The following is a 20,978-nucleotide window of genomic DNA, read 5'->3' as shown; positions in this document are numbered from 1 at the left end:
CTTCTTTCCGTCGATTCGGCCTTTCTTTCCGTCGCTCTGGCTCTTCTTTCCGTCGCTCCCCTTTCTTTCCGTCGCTCTGACTCTTCTTCCGTCGATTCGGCCTTTCTTTCCGTCGCTCTGGCTCTTCTTTCCGTCGCGGCCTTTTCTTTCCGTCGCTCTGGCTCTTCTTTCCATCGATTCGGCCTTTCTTTCCGTCGCCCTGGCTTTTCTTTCCGTCGCGACCTTTTCTTTTCGTCGCTCTGACTCTTCTTTCCGTCGATTCGGCCTTTCTTTCCGTCGCTCTGGCTCTTCTTTCCGTCGCTTCGCCCTTTCTTTCCGTCGCCCTCGCTCTTCTTTCCGGCGCTGCCTTTTCTTTCCGTCGATTCGGCCTTTCTTTCCGTCGCTCTGGCTCTTCTTTCCGTCGCTCTGGCTCTTCTTTCCGTCGCAGCCTTTTCTTTCCGTCGCTCTGACTCTTCTTTCCGTCGATTCGGCCTTTCTTTCCGTCGCTCTGGCTCTTCTTTCCGTCGCTCTGGCTCTTCTTTCCGTCGCAGCCTTTTCTTTCCGTCGCTCTGACTCTTCTTTCCGTCGATTCGGCCTTTCTTTCCGTCGCTCTGGCTCTTCTTTCCGTCGCGGCCTTTTCTTTCCGTCGCCCTGGCTCTTCTTTCCGTCGCTCTGGCACTTCTTTCCGTCGATTCGGCCTTTCTTTCCGTCGCCCTGACTCTTCTTTCCGTCGCGGCCATTTCCTTCCGTCGCTCTGGCACTTCTTTCCGTCGATTCGGCTTTTCTTTCCGTCGCTCTGGCTCTTCTTTCCGTCGCGGCCTTTTCTTTCCGTCGCTCTGACTCTTCTTTCCGTCGATTCGGCCTTTCTTTCCGTCGCTCTGGCTCTTCTTTCCGTCGCGGCCTTTTCTTTCCGTCGCTCTGGCTCTTCTATCCGTCGCTTCGCCCTTTCTTTCCGTCGCCCGGGCTCTTCTATCTATCGACGTCTTTTCTTACCGTCGCCCTGACTCTTCTTTCCGTCGACGCCCTTTCTTTCCGTCGCTCTGACTCTTCCACCCATCGCGGCCTTTTCTTTCCGTCACGCCGACGATTGAGCTGGCAGGCATTAAACCTTCATTTCTGCGCAAAAGCGCAAAAAAACTGCCCAACATGTAAGTTTTACTGTTTGGACAGTCTTTGCATCATAAGTTTTTTAATCTTCTTTTTCGATTAGTGCTGCTAATGCTGTAACCGCTTGCTCAGCATCGTTGCCATCGCCACTAAGTACGACCTCTGTTCCTTTTGCAATGGCTAAGCTCATAACACCCATAATGGACTTAGCATTTACTTTTTTCTCGTCTTTTTCAAGAAAGATATCTGCGCTAAAACGATTTGCTTCTTGTACAAATAACGCTGCTTGTCTAGCTTGTAGTCCTAATTTTAATTTTACATGGACTCTTCTCTCGGTCATTCTTAAAACTCTCCTTTACTACCGTTCATCTTATTGTTTTTATCTTACCTTACTTCCTAGCAAAAGAACAATATGCGTTTACGCATCACATTCATACCTGAAAAGTATGAAAATTCAACCACCAATTTTTTCTCCGCTTCTTAATGCATCGGCAATCTCATCGATTTTCCGTAATCGATGATTGACACCTGATTTACTAACCGTCCCACTTGATACCATTTCGCCAAGTTCTTTTAGCGTTACATCTTGATATTCTACTCGTAATCGTGCAATTTCACGAAGTTTTTCTGGTAATTGATCTAGTCCTATTGAATTTTCAATAAATCGGATATTCTCTACCTGACGTAATGCTGCACCTATTGTTTTATTTAAGTTCGCTGTTTCACAGTTAACAATGCGATTAACACTATTTCTCATGTCTCGCAATATGCGAACGTCTTCGAACTTCATCATTGCTTGATGAGCTCCCACAATATTAAGGAAATCAGAAATTTTCTCCGCTTCTTTTAAATAAGTAACAAAGCCTTTTTTTCGTTCAATTGTTTTTGCATTTAGCTCAAATTCATTCATCAAATCCATTAAAGCCTCGCCATGCTCTTTATATAATGAATAAATTTCTAAATGGTAGGCTGATGTTTCTGGATTGTTGACAGAGCCACCCGCTAAAAAAGCGCCTCGTAAATACGCTCTTTTTTGACCACTCTTTTTAATGAGCTCTCGAGAAATAGTATGATTAAATTGAAAGTCGTCTGAGATGATTTCTAAATCAATTAGTAGCTCACGCGCACCTTCTCTTACACGGCAAATGTATACGTTATTTTTTTTCAAACGCATCTTTTTTCTAACAAGTAACTCTACATTATACGGATACAGCTTTTTCATAATCGTATAAAGTCTTCTTGCGATTGCAGCGTTTTCAGTTTGTACGTCTAAGCTTAACTGTTTATTAGCAAAGGATAATGAACCATTCATACGAATTAGGGCAGATACTTCTGCTTTCATACAATGATTGTCTGCTTCTATTTGAGTTAATTCCTTTTTCGTTTCAGAAGCAAAAGACATATCACGCCCTCCTTTCAACCTTCTGTTCTATGTATATGTCCATCTTATCATATACAATAAGTGCTTTATAATTCACTAACTTCTTGTTCGTAGATATTCGCATAATCTACAAGCCATTTTGCAACGTTTGCCGCATTATGACGAACCGTCCCATCCGGGCGAATCGTGGCAATATCCCGTTTAATAACCTCTAATCCCATACTTTCGAGCTTTGCATCGTCAAATGTTACCGGCTCAGCATACTCTTCCTTATAAAGCTCTTTTACAGGATGAGGAAGTTTTACATTATTCACTAAAATGGAATCAATGAAGGAATCTCCAACATGCTTGTATAAAGCTTTAACATGATCACCTGCTGTATAGGAAAGGGTTTCACCTTTTTGAGTCATTAAATTACAAACGTAAATTTTTCTCCCTCTCGCCTTAACAACAGCTTCCCCAATTCCTTTTACAAGAAGGTTTGGAATAATGCTTGTATATAAACTTCCTGGACCAATTAAAATATAGTCAGCACGATGGATTGCTCGAATAGCTTCTGGTAACGGTTTCACATTTTCAGGCACTAAAAAAACTCGACTAATTCGTTCTTTAGCCATAGGAATTTTAGATTCACCTTCAATGATTGAACCGTCCTCAAGCTCTGCATGTAGATTTATCTTTTTATTAGCTGCTGGTATGACACGACCATGAACCTTTAATACCTTGCCCATTTCACTAATAGCATGGTTAAAATCCCCGGTAATGTCTGTTAAAGCAGTCAGCATTAAATTACCTAATGAATGACCACGTAAATCTTCCGATGCTGAAAATCGATATTGAAACATTTGCTCTACAAGCGGTTCAACATCCGATAATGCCGCGATCACATTGCGGACATCACCAGGTGGTGGAATATCATAGTCATCTCGTAAACGTCCTGAAGAACCACCATCATCTGCTACTGTCACAATTGCAGTAATATCAAATGGGTGGTGCTTAAGCCCTCGTAATAATGTAGAAAGCCCTGTACCACCACCAATTACAACAAGCTTCGTTCGCTTCTTTCCCATTCACTCAATCCTTTCTACGATTGATGTCACGATGCGTAATAACCGTGTTTTCCTTCCCAGCTAAATATGCCCCAAAATACTCTGCTAATGTTACCGAACGGTGCTGCCCGCCAGTACACCCAAAAGCAATGACAAGTTGTGATTTGCCCTCTTGTCTATAGAGCGGAATCATAAATTCAAACAAATCCGTTAGTTTTTGAATGAGAGTTTGCGTATCTTCAAGTGCCAGAACATAAGAAGATACCTCAGTTTGTAAACCCGTTTTATGGCGTAACTCTTCTACATAATATGGGTTTTTTAAAAAACGGACATCAAATACTAAGTCGGCATCAATCGGCATACCATGCTTAAATCCAAAAGACATGATATTCACTGAGAAAATATTATCAGCATCACTAGCAAATTCTTTAGCTATTTTTTCACGTAGCTCTTTAGGCTTCATATTAGATGTATTATAGACAAATTTAGCGCGACCCTTTACTTCTGATAAAAGCTTACGTTCTTGTTTAATGCCATCTAATGGCAAACCATTTACAGCTAATGGATGTGCACGTCTTGTTTCTTTATAACGTCTAACTAAAGTTGCATCATCTGCATCTAAAAATAAAATTCGCGCAACTATATCGCCTTCTTTAAGTATATGGTCGAGGGCGCCAATAAGAGAATCAAAAAAGTCGCCACCACGCATATCCATGACAGCTGCTATACGTGTAATATTTTTACCCGAATCCCTTAGTAGGGTTAAAAATGTAGTGAGTAACGCTGGTGGTAAATTATCAATACAGTAATACCCTAAATCCTCAAAGCTCTGAATAGCTACTGTTTTCCCAGCTCCAGACATCCCTGTAATAATAACCAATTCATGTGTACCTTTTTGGCCTTCAACCACCACTGTCATGCAGCTCCTTTATTGTTCGATTGATATTTGTATTTTCTCGTGAAGTAATTCAAAATCAGTTGTGTATTCGAATGTACCGTACTGAATGCCTGATTGTGAGATAGCAAATTGTAAGTTTGTTCGATCACCTTCAGCCATTGGCAAATGTTTCAAATCCTCTACTGGGTGCCATGCAAGTTTGCCTTCTCTAGTTTCTTTAAACGGTACTCCTTCTATATCCTTTGCAACAAATGTATAAAGCATCCATTCGTCCACTACCTCATTATTTTCTTTAATAACCATCGTATAAACACCCTTTAGATGAGCATTTATTGGTGTGACATTTGTTTCTTCTTGAAACTCACGTACAGCAGCCTCATAAATCGACTCACCGCTCTCCATTTTACCGCCAGGAGCAACGTACCAGCCACGTCTCGGCTTCTGAAGTAATAACACTTGACCGTCTTTTACGGCTATTAAATTTGCAATTCTTTGCATAGGCACACCTCTAATCTCTTTTGCATTCTACCTTTTATTATAGCAAGACCAAACAAGGTTTGTCCTCAATTCTAAACTTTAGGTGATTTGCAATTTTACTTCAACGATACTTGTCTTTAGTCTCTACTCAAACATATGAAACTTCGCCACAAAAAATCAAAATTTCGTTCACAACAAAAAGAGGTTGCTCCACCTTATTTGGCGGAAACAACCTACTCAACAAAATAAAAGGGGGATTGCTAATTACACTTTTTATATTACACCTTTTATATGTCATTCAAGTTACAACTATATTAAGACCGTATTAAAATTGTATTTTTTTCCTTAAAATAATAAATCTTAGGCATAACTACACATCCACCCTGGAAGGAGACTGCCCTTATCAATAAACCACTTTAAGCATTAATTTTTTCTAATAATTCTTCCACATAGTGCTGTACTGCTTGTGCTGCAACACTTCCGTCGCCTGTCGCTGTAACGATTTGACGAAGTGATTTTTCACGTACATCTCCAGCTGCGAAGATTCCTGGTACTGTCGTTTCCATAGTATCATTTGTCAAAATATAACCAGCATCATTTAAAATTCCTAGAGACTCAAATGGTTTTGTTAACGGAAGCATACCAATGTATACAAATACGCCATCAGTAGCAAAATCAGATTCTGTACCATCTACAGTTGATTGTAATGTTACACTGCCAACTTTACCGTTAGCCTCATTAATTTCTTTGACTGTTGCATTCCAAATGAAATCAATTTTTTCGTTAGCAAAGGCACGATCTTGGAGAATTTTTTGTGCACGTAATTTATCACGACGGTGCACAATTGTTACTTTATCAGCAAAGCGAGTTAAATAAACGCCTTCTTCAACAGCAGAATCCCCGCCACCTACGACAACAAGATTTTTTTGCTTGAAGAATGCACCATCACATACTGCACAATAGCTGACACCACGGCCTCCAAGTTCTTTTTCGCCAGGTACGCCCATTTTTTTATACTCTGCACCTGTAGAAATAATGATTGCTCGTGTTTTATATTCTTTAGTACCTGATTTTATTGTTTTATATTCCTCATTATCAATAATTTCAGTTACATCGCCATACGCATATTCTGCACCAAATTTCTTAGCATGATCGAACATTTTTGTAGACAGCTCTGGCCCTAAAATTGTATCAAATCCTGGATAGTTTTCTACTTCTTCTGTACTTGCCATTTGTCCGCCAGGGATCCCACGTTCAATCATTAAAGTTGAAAGGTTTGCACGTGATGTATAAACAGCTGCAGTCATACCAGCCGGACCTGCACCAATTATTACAACATCATAAATTTTTTCTTCTGACATAAATACTTCCCCCTAAACCGATTTTTTACTTTTTTATAATAACTTTAGTATGTTCATCGTATGTGAAAGTAAAAAGTTATTCAACTATGTTGCTCACGGTCTAATTATGCGTATCTGGTAAAAACTTTAAAATTTCATCAATATACTTCGATAAAGTAGACACTGACACTCCGTATTGCTGAGCTATCTCCTTTTTTGTAACCTTGAGCATTCGGGAAGAACGGAACAAATAATCATTTGCTCCTGCAATAGCCGCTGGATTTGTAAAACGATAGTTATTCATCATTGCTTGCTCACAAAGTACAAACCACATTTGGAACATTGGTGCAATTAATGTCGTAAGCTTGCCATACTGTTCTAGTAATATTTCTGGCACACTTACTGCTCGTATAAAGCTAGCCTCTACTTTGTTTTTCATATCAAATTGATGTCCTAGTGCATAAGCTAGGAATAGCTTTTCATATGCATTGAATTGTTCAACGTTTACCCATTTTGGGTGCGCAATAATTTCCTGTTTATGTGCTGTACAGCTTAGTAAAAATAAGCCATATATCCGTTCACTTGTATAATCGCTCTCTAGCTTATCTACAATATAATCACGGTCATGTTCTAATGCATCAAGTGAATACGTGTTTTCTTCTTGACGCCAAGGTTCGAAGCCTTCTTTATCGGGATCTAGCTCAAGTAGCTGCGCCCATGTACTCTTTGAAATTTCTTCATGTCCCGAAAAATAAGCTGCATGTGACAACCAAAAGTAAAAGCCAGCATCGCCTACATAGCCTCTTTTTTGCATGCTACGCAACCATTTAAATGCTACATCATATTGTCCAACGAGCGCTAATGTTGCCCCCAGCTTGTAGCGATGTTCCCATAAGTATGGCTGAATTTTCACAAGTATTTCTAACAGATCTTTTAACTCTTCTTCATTTTTTTCATAGTATGCGATAACCGTTAAATTACATAGTGCATGTAAATTCCCCTTATTTTCTCGCAATACAGTGTTTAGAAGAGCCTTCGCCTGTTCTGCTTCACCAACATAAAAATAGGCAAGGGCTAAGTTGTTATAAGCTGACCAAAAATCTGGTTTATCTTCAATTAAGTCTTCTAGAGTTTTAATAGCTTCAGGGAAATCTCCCTTTTCCATACTACGTCTCGCCTGTTCCTGCCGATATAAATCTTCAGCAGAACCTTCAAGCTCCTCAAAATCATCCTGCTCAAAATCAACAAACTCTAATATCTCAGCAGCTTCATCTGCATAGGCACCCTCTGGCTCTATTTGTAAATATTGCTCTGCAAAGCGTTTAGCATCATGTATGATGCCGATACATCCTGATACCTCTGCCATGTAAAAAATAATTTCTGGATTGTCTTTATCTATCTGATAGGCACGACGAAGAAGATCATACGCTTCCTCGAAACGTTGACCCTCTAACTCTATTATCGCTAATTGCAATAAAATCATTGGATCATCAGGGCTTAAATCAACTGCTCGCTGTAAATATTTATAAGCTTTATTCATTTGTCCGCTATTCATTGCTTGTATTGATTTTTTATAATAATAGTCGCCTGTTGGAATGAACGACACTATATTCGTTTGATTCTCTTTTTGACGTTTCTTTTCCAAAATATTTCCTCCGAAACAAGAAATAAGGAACGTATCACACGTTCCTTTACACAGTAACTTCTATTATACCATACAATAAGCAATATGCCGTTATTTCTCCTCGTGACGTTTTTCTAACACATGTAAGACGTCATAAACACTTACTTTTTGTTCTTGTAGTAACACTAATAGGTGATAAATTAAATCAGCAGCTTCCCATTTTACTTCTTCTGCATCGCGATTTTTTGCACCTATGACAACCTCAGTTGCTTCTTCTCCAACTTTTTTACAAATTTTATCGATTCCTTTATCGAATAAATATGTAGTATACGCCCCTTCTGGCATTTCTTGCTCACGCTTTTCAATGACCTTTACAAGTTTCGAAATAATCTCAACAGACCCGACCTTGGCATTTTGCTGAATAATCTCTGTAAAGCAAGAAGTTGTTCCATTATGACAAGCCGGGCCAGCAGGAATTACTTCCACAACTAACGCGTCATTGTCACAATCCGCCTTGATAGACACAACTTTTTGTGTATGACCACTTGTTGCCCCTTTGTGCCAGAGCTCTTGACGTGAACGTGAGAAGAACCATGTTTCTCCCGACTCAAGTGTTTTTTCTAGTGATTCTTTATTCATATACGCTACAGTTAGTACTTCTTTTGTCATAGCATCTTGTACAACTGCAGTGACAAGACCTTTATCATCAAATTTAATGTTATCAATCATCTTACTGCCACTCCTTTTTCACGTAAGTACTCTTTTACTTGCGCTACGCTCGTTTCTTTGTAATGGAAGATGGATGCGGCAAGTGCTGCATCTGCATCGATATCTTCAGCTAATACCTCGTAAAAATGTTCGGCATTCCCTGCACCGCCACTTGCAATAACAGGAACTGTCACAGCCTCTCTCACAGCTTTTGTTAAAGCTAAATCAAAACCGGATTTCTCACCGTCCTGATTCATACTCGTTAATAAAATTTCACCGGCACCTAAACGAACCACTTCTTTCGCCCATTCAGTTGCTCGCCATGTTGTTTTGTTTCGGCCTCCATGCGTATAAACCATCCATGTGGCATCTTCCTCACTATAGCGGGCATCAATAGCTACAACGATACATTGTGCGCCAAAAAAGTCAGAACCTTCTTTAATGAGCTCTGGTCGCTCTATAGCAGAAGTGTTCACCGATACTTTATCAGCACCTGCTCGTAAAATACGTTTCATATCATCTAATGTACGAATTCCACCACCTACTGTAAATGGAATGGCTAATGTAGCTGCAGTTTGCCGTACGACATCAACCATTGTTTCACGTCCTTCATGCGATGCCGAGATATCTAGAAACACAAGCTCATCCGCCCCTTGCTCATCATAAAACTTGGCAAGCTCCACGGGGTCACCTGCATCACGTAATGATACAAACTGTACACCTTTTACAACACGCCCCTCTTTCACATCAAGACATGGAATAATGCGCTTTGTTAACATGATGCCACCCCCTTCAACCACTGCTCTAATAAATACACGCCTAGTTCACCTGACTTTTCGGGGTGGAACTGCATGCCCGTAACAGAGCCATTTGCCACAATGCCAGGAACCTTAATTCCATGATAATCGGCATAAGCGACAAGCTCCGTTTCTTCGATATCAGTTGCATAAAATGAGTGTACAAAATAAACATGCTTTGCCGTTACTTCACCGTTTAACCATGGAGGACGTTTTGTTACTACGAGTTCATTCCAGCCCATATGCGGTACTCGGTACTTCTGCCCTGCGTTGTCACCACTAAATTGTTTAATGCTTCCTTTAAAAAAGCCTAGACCTTTCGTTGGGGCCACTTCTTCACTTTGCTCAAATAATAATTGCATTCCTAGGCAAATTCCGAGAAGTGGGCGATTTTCAGCTTTTGCCTTGTGTAAATATCGATCTAAATTCGTTTCAGCTAAACGTTTGATGGCATCTGGAAATGCCCCAACACCAGGAAGCAACAGTGCATCTGTTGCATCTAGCACTGTTTCATCAGCCGTGACAACAACCTCACAGCCAAGTCGTTTTAATGCCTGTTCAACACTAAATAAATTCCCCATGCCATAATCAATAACACCTATTTTCACGTTAACAGCCCCTTAGTCGATGGTACACCTTTAACACGTGGATCAATTTCCACTGCTGCGTCAATGGCACGTGCTAACGCTTTAAAAATAGCTTCAATAATATGATGTGTATTATGGCCATAAGGTACGATGACATGAACATTCATCCGAGCCTCAAGTGCAAACTTCCACAAAAATTCATGTACTAATTCAGTATCGAAACTACCGACCTTTTCCTTCAACTGTGGCACACGATATTCTAAGTGCGGACGATTCGAGCAATCCACAACGACCTGTGCAAGCGCATCATCCATTGGCACAAATGCTGTGCCGTAACGCTTGATGCCTTTTTTATCACCGAGCGCTTCACGAATAGCTTGGCCTAATACAATTCCGAGGTCTTCCGTTGTATGATGATCGTCTATGTATGTATCACCATTCGCTTGTATCGTCCCATCAAAAAGCCCATGTTTGATAAATAGGTCAAGCATGTGATCCATAAAGCCAACACCCGTTTTAATATCCGCCTTTCCTTCACCATCTAAATCGATGGCTACCGAAATTTGAGTTTCATTTGTTGTACGTTCAACTTTTGCATATCGTTTCTTTTCAGTCATTGTACTACTCCTTTTCCCATCCACGTGATTCGACTGCACGAGCATGGCCCTCTAAGCCTTCCATACGTGCTAGACGTGCAATTTTCGGTGCATTCTCTGCCCAAGTTTTTTCACTATAAAAGACGACGCTCGATTTTTTCACAAAATCATCGACGTTTAAGCCACTTGCAAAGCGTGCAGTGCTATTCGTCGGCAGCACATGATTTGTCCCTGCAAAGTAATCACCAACTGGTTCAGAACTATAACGACCAATGAAAATACCACCTGCATGTCGTACTTGTTCAGCTACAGCCTCATCATCTTTTGTCACAATTTCTAAATGCTCAGGCGCTAGCGAATTAATAGCCTCTATGGCATCTGCCATCGTGTCAGCCACATAAATAGCACCAAAGTTTTCGATAGATGCACGTGCTACTTCTTCACGCGGTAAAGTCATTAATTGTTTCTCCACTTCATCAACTACTTTTTTAGCCAATTGCTCAGAAGTCGTCACTAAAATGGCACAAGCCAATTTATCATGCTCAGCCTGTGATAAAAGATCAGCCGCGATTTCATCAGCAAATGCTGTGTCGTCTGCTAACACTGCAATTTCACTTGGACCTGCAATCATATCAATCGCTACCTCACCAAATACTTCACGTTTTGCTAATGCTACAAAAATATTTCCTGGACCTGTAATTTTATCAACTGGAGAAATTGTCTCTGTGCCATATGCAAGAGCTGCAATCGCCTGAGCTCCACCGATTTTATATATTTCTTCTACTCCTAAAATGTGCGCTGCAGCAAGTACACCTGGAGGTAACTTCCCATCTCGACCTGCTGGAGATGTAATAACAATGCGTTTAACACCCGCTACCTGTGCAGGAATAACGTTCATCAAGACTGACGATGGGTATGCTGCTGTACCGCCAGGAACATAAAGACCTACTGCATCGAGCGCAGTAATTCGTTGCCCAAGCCAGGAGCCATCTTTTAGTTCTAAGCGATAACCTGAACGTTTTTGCTGTTCGTGATAAAAGCGAATATTTTGGGCAGCTTCTGTCAAATCAGCATAAAGCTGTTGATCAATCAAATTTGCGCCCTCTTCTATTTCTTCCTTCGTTACGCGTAAATGATCAGGGGCAAAGCCATCCCATTTTTCTGTATAGACACGAATGGCGGCGTCACCTTGTGCACGAACATCTGCCAATACTTGACGCACAACCTTTAACTGTTCTTCATTGCCACCTTCAAGTGGTCGTTTTAAGGAAATACCTTTTGCTAGCTTTGTTATTTTCATAGGATTAATCTCCTTTAAATCTAGGGATGTGCCTCTTCCAGACAGTAGACATTTTTATTTAACGCACTTTTTTAAACGTTTCACAAGATCGATAATACGGTCACTCTTCATGCGATAGCTTACTGGGTTGGCAATTAATCGTGATGATACGTCTGTAATAAATTCATACTCTACTAAGCCATTTTCTTTTAGCGTCCGGCCTGTTGAAACAATATCGACAATTCGATCTGCTAAGCCAATCATGGGCGCCAATTCAATCGATCCGTTTAGCTCAATAATTTCAACCTGCTCTCCAATACCCTTATAATATTTCATTGCAATATTAGGATATTTTGTCGCTATTCTCGGTGCAATTTCATTCATCGTCGTATTAGGTAAGCCTGCTGATGCGATATAACAAGTACTTATTTTTAAATCCAGTAATTCATGCACTTGTCGTTGCTGTTCTAACAAAACATCCTTACCAGCAATACCAATGTCCGCTACACCATGCTCAACATAAACAGGAACATCCATTGGCTTTGCTAATATAAAACGAATTTTCTCTTCTGGAATTTCAAGCATTAATTTACGGGACATTTCGACTTCTTCTGGTAAATTAAAGCCGGCTTCTATAAGCATCTGGTATGCCTCGTCAAAAATGCGTCCCTTCGGCATAGCAATCGTTAATTCATTCACCATCAACGTCCTCCTGTCCCACAACAATTACCTCTTTAAAGTGTGCTAAAAAAGCTGCTTCATCGACAAGGCTACTTCTTAACTGTAAGGTAACTTGTTTACCAGCTGCTCGTAGCGTCTGTACCTTTGCAAGAGCCGCTTCAAATTGTTCTTCCTCAAATAGCACGACTGTAGCTTCTTGTCGTTCATCAGATTGCGCATCAATTGTTTCTAATAGGCGGTCCACACGAATACTAAATCCTGTAGCACCTACTTTTGAGCCAAATACCTCCAACAATCCGTCATAGCGTCCACCATTGCCTAATGGAAAACCACTACCAGTTGCAAACACTTCAAATAACATACCTGTGTAATAGCTCATGTGACTAGAAAGTGTAAAATCAAAGGCTACATAATGCGCTAAGTCTGCCATTTCAAGTAGCTTAGCGAGCTGTTGCATATATTCTAATGCGTCATTTTTCCGCACATATTTTTCAATATCTTGTATTTCTTTTAAATTCATAGCTTCTTCAATGAATTGCAATAATGCATCGGATTTTGTTTTAGGTAAATCAAATGATTCTACTGCTTCCTCAAACCCTACATAATTGCGTTGCACAAGTAGTGTCCGAAGTATATTTTGTTGTTCTATGCTTTCTGTATAATCTTGTAAAATACAATTTAATATACCTGCATGACCGATCGTCACCTTAAATTTCGCTAATCCAAATTGCTTTAATAACTCCATTGCCGTAACTATAACCTCAGCATCCGCAAATACAGAATTGTCTCCAATTAACTCAATCCCCATCTGATCAAATTCTGCTGGGCGTCCACCTTCCGCTTCCTGTGCGCGAAAGACACTAGCAAAATAAGCAAGGCGTAAAGGAATCATCTCTTTTAATAATTTTGATGTTGCTACACGTGCAATCGGTGTTGTCATATCAGGTCGTAGTACTAACGTGTTGCCTTGGCTATCTACTAATTTAAATAAATGCGCATCGGCTATTGCTGATGCTTTACCGACTGTATCAAAATACTCTACTGCAGGCGTTTTAATAAATTCATAGCCTCTTCTGTATAAAAAGTCTCGCCCTGTATTTCTTACAGCCTCTACCTTTTCAAATATTTGCGGAAATGTATCGCGCATTCCAAGTGGTTTCTCAAACATTTTAATCGACGACATTTTGACACTTCCTCACGTTTCACTTTAATTCACTAGAGTGTTAGAGAATTAGATTATGAAAGAATTCTAACTTATTTCTTCTTGCTAGTCAATGCAACTCCTTATGAATTATCAAATAATTTCATTACTGATTATTCTGTTAATTATACTTAAAAATAAAAAAATTGGAACTTTATTCAACGGAGTAAGCTTATTTCTTCTTAAACTTGTAAACCTTTAGACAAAAATCTGTGTGAATCTTTTTTGCTCTTTGGTAGGTGGATGTCGATAAATTTAGAAGTTGGGTGATAAAACGTGAAAGTTAGTAGATAAATTTCAAAAGTTAGTAGATAAAACGTGAAAGTTAGTAGATAAATTTCAAAAGTTAGTCGATAAAACTAAAAAGTTGATGTCATTCTGTTAAAACGTATGTCATGTGAACCAGTTAATTGAGGTGAACTTGACGACATAGAAAGTAAAAGGATTCACACACAGTTTTGTGTAATGAAACCTTTTTCGCCCTTTGGAAGGTGGATGTCGATAAATTTCAGAAGTTGGGTGATAAAACATGAAAGTTAGTAGATAAAACTAAAAAGTTGAATGTCATTCTGTTAAAACGTATGTCATGTGAACCTCTCGTTTTGCCGGAGAATCATACTTTAATTTCATTATTACAATAGTCAACAACAAAAAAACACTGTGCACAGTAAAGCATGCACAGTGTAGATATTATTATTTTTTTGGCGTGCACCATTCCACTACTTCATTGCGTTTGCGCTCCGCCATTTGTTCAGCTGTATAAATAATTCGCATAGGATTACCGCCTGCTAGACAGCCAGCTGGCACATCTTTGTGGACTAGGGTTGCCGCTGACACAATCGCACCGTCACCTATCGTAACACCTGGTAGTATCGTTGAATTGGCACCAACCATTACTTCATTGCCAATATGAACATCTCCCAGACGATATTCCTCTATTAAATATTCATGCGCCAAAATAGTCGTACTAAAGCCTACAACGGTATTGTTACCGATATGAATACGTTCCGGAAACATCGTATCTGGCATGACCATTAAAGCTAAAGAAGTTTGTTCACCAATCTCCATTTTTAAAAAAGTTCGATACAACCAGTTTTTCACACGTAAAAATGGTGTGAAGCGTCCAATTTGAATGACAACGAAACACTTCATCACCTTCCAAAAGGACACCGTATCATAAATATTCCAAAGCGAGTTTGCTCCTTCGACACGGTAGCGTTCTGTTTTACGTGCCATTTACTTACCCCTCTTTCACAATTTCAAATAAATCCGTCATATGATGCAACATATATTCCGGTTTGAATTGCTGTAAGTATTCCTCACCTTTAAATGCCCATGCGACACCAGCTGCTCTAATTCCAGCTTTGTGTCCTGCCTCAATATCGTGAGAATTGTCACCAATCATAATCGCGTCTTCCTTGTTTACATCAAGGCGTTCAAGCGCAAGCAAAACTGGTTCTGGATCAGGCTTTACATTTTTTACATCATCCGTGCCAATACGGATATCAAATAAATGACTTGCATCGAGTACAGATAGACCACGGTCAATCATCCCATTACGCTTTGTAGACACAATCGCTAATTTGATACCCATAGCCTTTAATTGCTCTAATGTTGATACAACATCAGGATATTGAGTGACAAGCTCATCGTGATGTAATTCATTATATTCACGATATTTTGCTATCATTGATTCCTCTTCACCAGGAGCAATGTCAGTAAATGTCTGTTTTAAGGACGGCCCAAGGAATTTCAGGCAATCTTTTGGCGAATATTGCCCGGGAAATCGCTCGTTTAAAACATGCATAAACGTTTGAATGATTAAATCATTTGTATTGAGTAATGTACCATCAAAATCAAATAGTAATGCCTTTACAGTCATGCTTTGCACCCCTTATTTATCATCTAAATACTTTACTGCAGGTTTTACTTTTATACGTCGGTAAATAATTGCACCAAGACCCACAACAATACCTATTATTGAAACAACCTGAGCTGAACGTAAATCTCCTACTAAATACAGGCTATCTGTACGCATGCCTTCTATATAGAAGCGACCGATTGAATACCAAATTATATAGCCGAAGAATATTTCACCACGATTTAAATTTACTTTGCGTAAAACTAATAAAATTATTAGCCCAATAAAGTTCCAGACGGATTCATATAAAAAAGTAGGATGTACGTATGTTCCTAATTCTTCAACATACATTTGATTAATAATCCAATCCGGCAGCATTAGATGTTCTAAAAATTCACGTGATACTGGACCACCATAAGCTTCCTGGTTCATAAAATTACCCCATCGGCCAATTATTTGTCCAATTAAAATACTCGGTGCCGCAATATCCGCTACTCGTAAAAAGCTAATATTTCTTCTACGTGTGAATATGTAAGCTGTCAAAAATGCGCCAATAAGAGCACCATGAATAGCGATACCACCATTCCAAATTTCAATAATCTTCCCAGGGTTTGCACTATAATAATCCCAACGCATCGTAACATAGTAAATACGTGCACATATTATGGATATAGGAACAGCCCATAATAATAAATCCGCAAGAAAATCCTCAGGTAAGCCTCTCTTAACAGCCTCTCTTTGTCCTACAAAATAAGCCAAAATAATACCCGATACGATTAGTAACCCATACCAACGAACATCGATAGGTCCTAAATGGAAAGCGATCGGATTAATTTGTAATAATAATAAATCCATCTTATGCTCCTCTCAAATCAATTCATTGCATTTGCAATTGAATCATAGTAAACACGATTAATCATCCAATTCATCTGTTGATGAAATTACCTCATCTAATCGTCTAGAAAACTCCTCGGCTGCATTAACACCCATCTTTTTCAAACGATAATTCATTGCTGCTACTTCAATAATAACAGACACGTTTCGTCCAGGCCTTACAGGAATCGTTAACTTTGTTAATTCCGTATCAATGATTTTCATTTTTTCTTCCTCTAAACCTAGACGATCATATACTTTTTCTGGATCCCATATTTCTAATTCGATAACTAATGTGATACGCTTGTACGGTCGTATCGCACTTGCTCCAAAGAGAGTCATAATATCGATAATACCAATGCCTCGAATTTCGAGTAAATGTTCTAAAAGAGGAGGTGGGCTCCCAATTAAAAAATTCTCTGATTCCTGACGGATCTCCACACAATCATCAGCCACTAAACGGTGCCCCTTCTTGACAAGCTCAAGTGCTGTTTCACTTTTCCCTACACCACTTTTTCCGATAATTAGCACACCGATACCGTATACATCAACTAAAACGCCATGAGCAGCAGTCATTGGTGCTAGGCGACCTTCTAAATAGTTTGTGAGCCTACTCGAAAATTTCGTTGTTGTCATATGTGTTTTAAATACAGGTACATGTTTTTCATTGGACGCTTGAATAAGTTCCTTAGGTACCTCTAAATCACGAGAAATAATAATAGCTGGCGTATCCTGCGAACATAGAAGACGCATGCGCTCCAGTTTCACATCTGCAGGCAGCATTTCAAAAAAAGAAAGTTCTGTTTTTCCTAGCAATTGTACTCGATTTGCAGGATAATGCGTAAAATACCCCGCCATCTCGAGCCCTGGTCTTGAAATATCACTAGTAACAATCGTTCTTCCTATCCCTTCTTCACCAGCTAATAGTTCTAACTTAAATTTCTCCATAACGTCTCTTGTTAATACTACGACCAATGTTTAGTAGCCTCCATTCAAAGGAATGATGTTTTGTCCTGCGTTAACTAGCAATCAGCATAATGATTGCAGTTTCACTTTATTTTAGCATGTCTATGTATAAAAGAAATGTATTTACACTCTGTCTGCCCTGACTAAAAATACTACAAAATATAAAAAACTAGCGGTTCATCAACCCGCTAGTTTCATTATTGCTTTATTTTTGTGTAGCTAACCATTTTGCAACTGCTTCTGCATCTGCACCTTTAACAATACCAGCAGGCATTGAACCTTTACCATTTTCAATAACATTTAAAATTTCTTTTTCTGTCATACGAGAACCTACATCGCTAATTTTTGGTGCATTATTTTGGCCTTGTAGCTCACCACCATGGCAAGTAATACAAGATTTCATAGCAATTGTCTGGCCATCTGAAGCAGTTGTTTTAGTACCTTCAGTTGCCGTTTTACTTCCGCCACAAGCAGCTAAGAAGATTGCTGAACCTATCGCTAATGTTAACATTGCCTTTTTCATTAGGGCCCCTCCTCAAAGTAAATAAGTATCTTTCCCCGACATTATACCAAAATTATGCACGTTTGAAACCTTCTCCTAACACCTCATAAGCATTAGAAACGATCACAAACGCTGATGGATCAACGTTTTTAATGATTTGTTTCAGCTTTGTGAACTCTGTTTGGTAAACAACAACCATAAGTACTGGTCGTGTTTCCCCTGTATAGCCACCTATAGCAGACAACTTTGTCACACCTCGATTGATCTCGGCATAAATGGCATCACGTACTTCATCTTGTTTCATCGTAATAATGTAAACCATTTTAGACTGACTAAAGCCGAGCTGAATAATATCAATCGTTTTTGTAGTGACATAAAGTCCAATTAGGGCATACAAACCTTTCTCTAAGTCAAAAACAATTGCTGCACTAATTGCGATAATCCCATCAATTAAAAGTACACTTGTACCAAGCGTTATTCCGGTATACTTTGTAATTATTTGTGCTAGTAAATCAGTGCCACCAGTAGAAGCATTCCCCTTAAAGACAAGTCCTATTCCTAAACCGACCACAATTCCCCCAAAAAGTGCACCGAGTAAAGGATTATCTGTCCATGGTCCCCAACTGTTTGTTAGTAATACAATAAACGGTAATGTTATTGTTCCAATAAACGATTTTATCCCAAACTTTTTCCCAAGAAATAATACACCTGCTATAAATAATGGAATATTGAATGCATATTGTACAAAACCAGGATTCCAACCAAATAAACCGTGTAAAATTGTACTAATCCCGCTTACTCCGCCAGAAGCTATTTGATTTGGTAGCAAGAATACATTGAAGCCAATAGCAATAATTGCCGCTCCTACTATAACGTACACATACTCCATAATGCTTTCCCTTACATCATAAATTTGATTCATTTCCCCCACGCCCACTTCAACTATCAGAATTTTTTAAAGACGAAATGATTATAGCAAATAGTCTTCGCATTGAGAACTTCGTCTTGATGAAGGAAACATGTATTTTTATAATTTGGTTCATCTTCTTAATGTGGGGTTGATTTCCGTTCCGACTGGGCGCTTTTTGCTGACGCTTCGCTTTCGCTAAAAAAGACATTTGCTGAAAGAAGTTAAAAACATAAAAAATAAGCTACCTTAAAAAGAATTTTAAGATAACTTATTTTTTACTTTTCACTAAAGTATATACTTAACTCAAGAACAGATTTTCGAATTAATCCTTGTTTTTATAAAGACTTTTCTGCCCACTCCATTGCTTCATTGTATAAAAGATCAATATTAGTTAAATCCATATTGAGCTGAGGAGCTAATTTTTCTAAAGTAGACCAATCTAACTTGCCTAACGCAATACTGAAATCCAGATAAGGTGTCATTTCAGTTTGATTACCTAAAATTGTTTCTGTTATGTCTTCTGAGAAAGGTAGCTGCTGCAAAATAACAGTCAGCGGTCTTTGCAACAAAGTGTCTATCAATGAAAACATGCCCACTAAAAAATATTCAGAGAAGTTTTTCTTATAGGAAAGCTTGGCTAATTTCTCACATACTTTTGCTCTAAATAATGATGTACGCATGACTTCTATAAAAAGATCATTATCAGCATTTATATCCATTTCTCGCATCGCCAATAAATAAATCCATTTTCGTAAATTTGAAACACCGAGTAATATAATCGCTTGTTTTATCGAACGAACCTTGGATTTAGAACGCATCTCTGAATTATTAATCATTTGCAATAATTTATACGTTAATGAAATATCACGCTCAATATTTTCAGCTAATAACTGTACATTTGGTTCCTCTTCTTTTAAAAGCGTAATAATATATAAATATTGAATCGTATTAGCAGGTATATCGGTTGCTGTAATGATTTGAGGTTGTTCAAAAAAATAGCCTTGAAATAATTCATAGCCAGAATGCTTTGCCACTTCAAATTGATTTCGTGTCTCGACCTTCTCAGCTAGTAATTTTATGTGAGGAAAATTTTCTTTCACTTTATTTTCAATTTCCATTCGCTCAAGTAATGGTGATAATAAAAAGTCAACTTTTATAAAATCAATATAAGTAAATAACTCATCATATACTTGTACCTCATCATCCAATATAAAATCATCTAATGCAATTTTAAACCCATATGATTTCAACTCAATGACTCTCTCTACTAACTGAGGTGTAAGAGGAACGTCCTCTAAAATCTCAATAACAACTTGCGATGGATTTAAGAATTCATTTAAGTGACTCATAAGCAAGTTTTCTGTAAAATTAACAAAACTAGGTTTACCTTTTGTTACCTCTTCAATGCCAATTGAAAGAAATGAGTTTACTAGTACATCGATAGTTGCAGCATCTGAATCGACCATTGGAAAAGCATTCACGTTTTTGCTACGATATAATAATTCATATGCAACGACCTGTTCATGAAGGTTAAAAATAGGCTGTCTGCCGATAAATACTTCCATTTCGTCGCCCCCCATTTCTCCATATTCTAGTATTTAATAGTATAGCACCTTTCATTGCTCTCTGCTTGTCATTCAACTGACTGTCTAAAAATCTTCTAACATGAATTAACATCATATACAATAAAACAAATCATCACATAGCGTGGTGGATTTTCGTTCCAGCTAAAGAAGTCCGATGAGCCACTATGACGGTATCCCCAAAAAGTCGACTTGTCTTCATTCCAATCGACATATCCTCATTACTGAGCCTCCAAAATTGTTACCTTAAATTCCAAATTACTCATCTAAATTATATATTCCATTTTCCGACCTATCATTTTCAAATTCACTCAATCCTTCCTTATTTGCCTTGCTTTCGCGGGTATTGCTTTGCTTCCACGGGTATTCGCCTTGCTTCCGCGGGTATTCGTCCTGCTTTGCTTCGCGGGTATTCGCCCTGCTTCCGCGGGTATTCCTCCTGCTTCCGCGGGTATTCGCCTTGCTTTCGCGGGTATTTCCTCTGCTTCCGCGGGTATTCCTCCTGCTTCCGCGGGTATTGCTTTGCTTCGCGGGCATTTACCTTGCTTCCGCGGGTATTCGCCCTGCTTCCGCGGGTAT

General features: G+C 39.0%; 23 protein-coding genes. 1 reads left to right on the top strand and 22 read right to left on the bottom strand.

The window, feature by feature from the left end; all coding sequences use genetic code 11:
- Positions 1–697: hypothetical protein (locus AMS59_RS26515; RefSeq protein WP_234007878.1), on the top strand; the 697-nt coding region annotated here is incomplete at its 5' end.
- A 471-nt stretch (positions 698–1,168) separates the two neighbouring features.
- Here the strand turns inward: AMS59_RS26515 and AMS59_RS21880 are convergent.
- The 22 genes from AMS59_RS21880 to AMS59_RS26005 form a co-directional block, all read right to left on the bottom strand.
- Positions 1,169–1,426: an HPr family phosphocarrier protein gene (locus tag AMS59_RS21880; protein WP_053485816.1), complete on the bottom strand. Its 258-nt coding sequence runs from the start codon at positions 1,424–1,426 to the stop codon at positions 1,169–1,171.
- A 114-nt stretch (positions 1,427–1,540) separates the two neighbouring features.
- On the bottom strand, positions 1,541–2,488 hold the full coding sequence (gene whiA, locus AMS59_RS21875; RefSeq protein WP_053485815.1) for a DNA-binding protein WhiA: 948 nt from the start codon (positions 2,486–2,488) through the stop codon (positions 1,541–1,543).
- A gap of 65 nt (positions 2,489–2,553) precedes the next feature.
- Positions 2,554–3,537, bottom strand: a complete 984-nt coding sequence (gene yvcK / locus AMS59_RS21870; protein WP_053485814.1) for a YvcK family protein — start codon at positions 3,535–3,537, stop codon at positions 2,554–2,556.
- Between the two features lie 4 nt (positions 3,538–3,541).
- Positions 3,542–4,435 carry an RNase adapter RapZ gene (gene rapZ, locus AMS59_RS21865; protein WP_053485813.1) on the bottom strand — a complete coding sequence of 298 codons (894 nt, stop codon included), beginning with the start codon at positions 4,433–4,435 and terminating at the stop codon, positions 3,542–3,544.
- Between the two features lie 9 nt (positions 4,436–4,444).
- The gene (locus tag AMS59_RS21860) at positions 4,445–4,912 is read right to left on the bottom strand and encodes an 8-oxo-dGTP diphosphatase (RefSeq protein ID WP_053485812.1); all 468 of its coding nucleotides are present in this window, start codon (positions 4,910–4,912) and stop codon (positions 4,445–4,447) included.
- Positions 4,913–5,307: 395 nt separating this feature from the next.
- Positions 5,308–6,252 (bottom strand): thioredoxin-disulfide reductase, encoded by a 945-nt coding sequence (gene trxB / locus AMS59_RS21855; RefSeq protein ID WP_053485811.1) that lies wholly within the window; start codon positions 6,250–6,252, stop codon positions 5,308–5,310.
- 100 nt (positions 6,253–6,352) lie between these two features.
- Positions 6,353–7,876 (bottom strand): tetratricopeptide repeat protein, encoded by a 1,524-nt coding sequence (locus tag AMS59_RS21850; RefSeq protein WP_053485810.1) that lies wholly within the window; start codon positions 7,874–7,876, stop codon positions 6,353–6,355.
- 90 nt (positions 7,877–7,966) lie between these two features.
- Complete coding sequence (gene hisIE, locus AMS59_RS21845; RefSeq protein ID WP_053485809.1) at positions 7,967–8,584, bottom strand: bifunctional phosphoribosyl-AMP cyclohydrolase/phosphoribosyl-ATP diphosphatase HisIE; 618 nt, start codon at positions 8,582–8,584, stop codon at positions 7,967–7,969.
- On the bottom strand, positions 8,581–9,342 hold the full coding sequence (gene hisF, locus AMS59_RS21840) for an imidazole glycerol phosphate synthase subunit HisF (RefSeq protein ID WP_053485808.1): 762 nt from the start codon (positions 9,340–9,342) through the stop codon (positions 8,581–8,583). Before hisF ends, hisIE begins: the two co-directional genes overlap by 4 nt.
- Complete coding sequence (hisH, locus tag AMS59_RS21835) at positions 9,336–9,968, bottom strand: imidazole glycerol phosphate synthase subunit HisH (RefSeq protein ID WP_053485807.1); 633 nt, start codon at positions 9,966–9,968, stop codon at positions 9,336–9,338. The genes hisF and hisH overlap by 7 nt, the downstream gene beginning before the upstream one ends.
- Positions 9,965–10,564, bottom strand: coding sequence for an imidazoleglycerol-phosphate dehydratase HisB (hisB, locus tag AMS59_RS21830; RefSeq protein ID WP_053485806.1), 600 nt, complete (start codon positions 10,562–10,564; stop codon positions 9,965–9,967). The genes hisH and hisB overlap by 4 nt, the downstream gene beginning before the upstream one ends.
- Before the next feature lie 4 nt (positions 10,565–10,568).
- Positions 10,569–11,843 (bottom strand): histidinol dehydrogenase, encoded by a 1,275-nt coding sequence (hisD, locus tag AMS59_RS21825; protein ID WP_053485805.1) that lies wholly within the window; start codon positions 11,841–11,843, stop codon positions 10,569–10,571.
- Positions 11,844–11,897: 54 nt separating this feature from the next.
- Positions 11,898–12,521, bottom strand: a complete 624-nt coding sequence (gene hisG / locus AMS59_RS21820; protein WP_053485855.1) for an ATP phosphoribosyltransferase — start codon at positions 12,519–12,521, stop codon at positions 11,898–11,900.
- Positions 12,514–13,686 (bottom strand): ATP phosphoribosyltransferase regulatory subunit, encoded by a 1,173-nt coding sequence (locus AMS59_RS21815; RefSeq protein ID WP_053485804.1) that lies wholly within the window; start codon positions 13,684–13,686, stop codon positions 12,514–12,516. The genes hisG and AMS59_RS21815 overlap by 8 nt, the downstream gene beginning before the upstream one ends.
- A gap of 711 nt (positions 13,687–14,397) precedes the next feature.
- A complete protein-coding gene (locus AMS59_RS21810; protein WP_053485803.1) occupies positions 14,398–14,940 on the bottom strand; it encodes a DapH/DapD/GlmU-related protein in 543 nt (180 codons plus the stop codon).
- Between the two features lie 4 nt (positions 14,941–14,944).
- On the bottom strand, positions 14,945–15,586 hold the full coding sequence (gene ppaX / locus AMS59_RS21805; protein ID WP_053485802.1) for a pyrophosphatase PpaX: 642 nt from the start codon (positions 15,584–15,586) through the stop codon (positions 14,945–14,947).
- A gap of 12 nt (positions 15,587–15,598) precedes the next feature.
- Positions 15,599–16,420: a prolipoprotein diacylglyceryl transferase gene (gene lgt / locus AMS59_RS21800; RefSeq protein WP_053485801.1), complete on the bottom strand. Its 822-nt coding sequence runs from the start codon at positions 16,418–16,420 to the stop codon at positions 15,599–15,601.
- Between the two features lie 57 nt (positions 16,421–16,477).
- Positions 16,478–17,413: an HPr(Ser) kinase/phosphatase gene (gene hprK, locus AMS59_RS21795; RefSeq protein ID WP_053485800.1), complete on the bottom strand. Its 936-nt coding sequence runs from the start codon at positions 17,411–17,413 to the stop codon at positions 16,478–16,480.
- 196 nt (positions 17,414–17,609) lie between these two features.
- A complete protein-coding gene (gene cccB, locus AMS59_RS21790; RefSeq protein WP_053485799.1) occupies positions 17,610–17,927 on the bottom strand; it encodes a cytochrome c551 in 318 nt (105 codons plus the stop codon).
- Between the two features lie 52 nt (positions 17,928–17,979).
- Positions 17,980–18,828, bottom strand: a complete 849-nt coding sequence (locus tag AMS59_RS21785) for a YitT family protein (protein WP_053485798.1) — start codon at positions 18,826–18,828, stop codon at positions 17,980–17,982.
- Positions 18,829–19,151: 323 nt separating this feature from the next.
- Positions 19,152–20,381 (bottom strand): EAL and HDOD domain-containing protein, encoded by a 1,230-nt coding sequence (locus AMS59_RS21780; protein WP_053485797.1) that lies wholly within the window; start codon positions 20,379–20,381, stop codon positions 19,152–19,154.
- 340 nt (positions 20,382–20,721) lie between these two features.
- On the bottom strand, positions 20,722–20,978 hold a 257-nt coding region (locus AMS59_RS26005; RefSeq protein ID WP_199777819.1), incomplete at its 5' end, for a hypothetical protein.

Origin of the sequence: Lysinibacillus sp. FJAT-14745 (assembly GCF_001275675.1) — a bacterium.
GTDB lineage: Bacteria > Bacillota > Bacilli > Bacillales_A > Planococcaceae > Lysinibacillus.
This window is presented reverse-complemented; position numbering and strand designations above follow the sequence as displayed.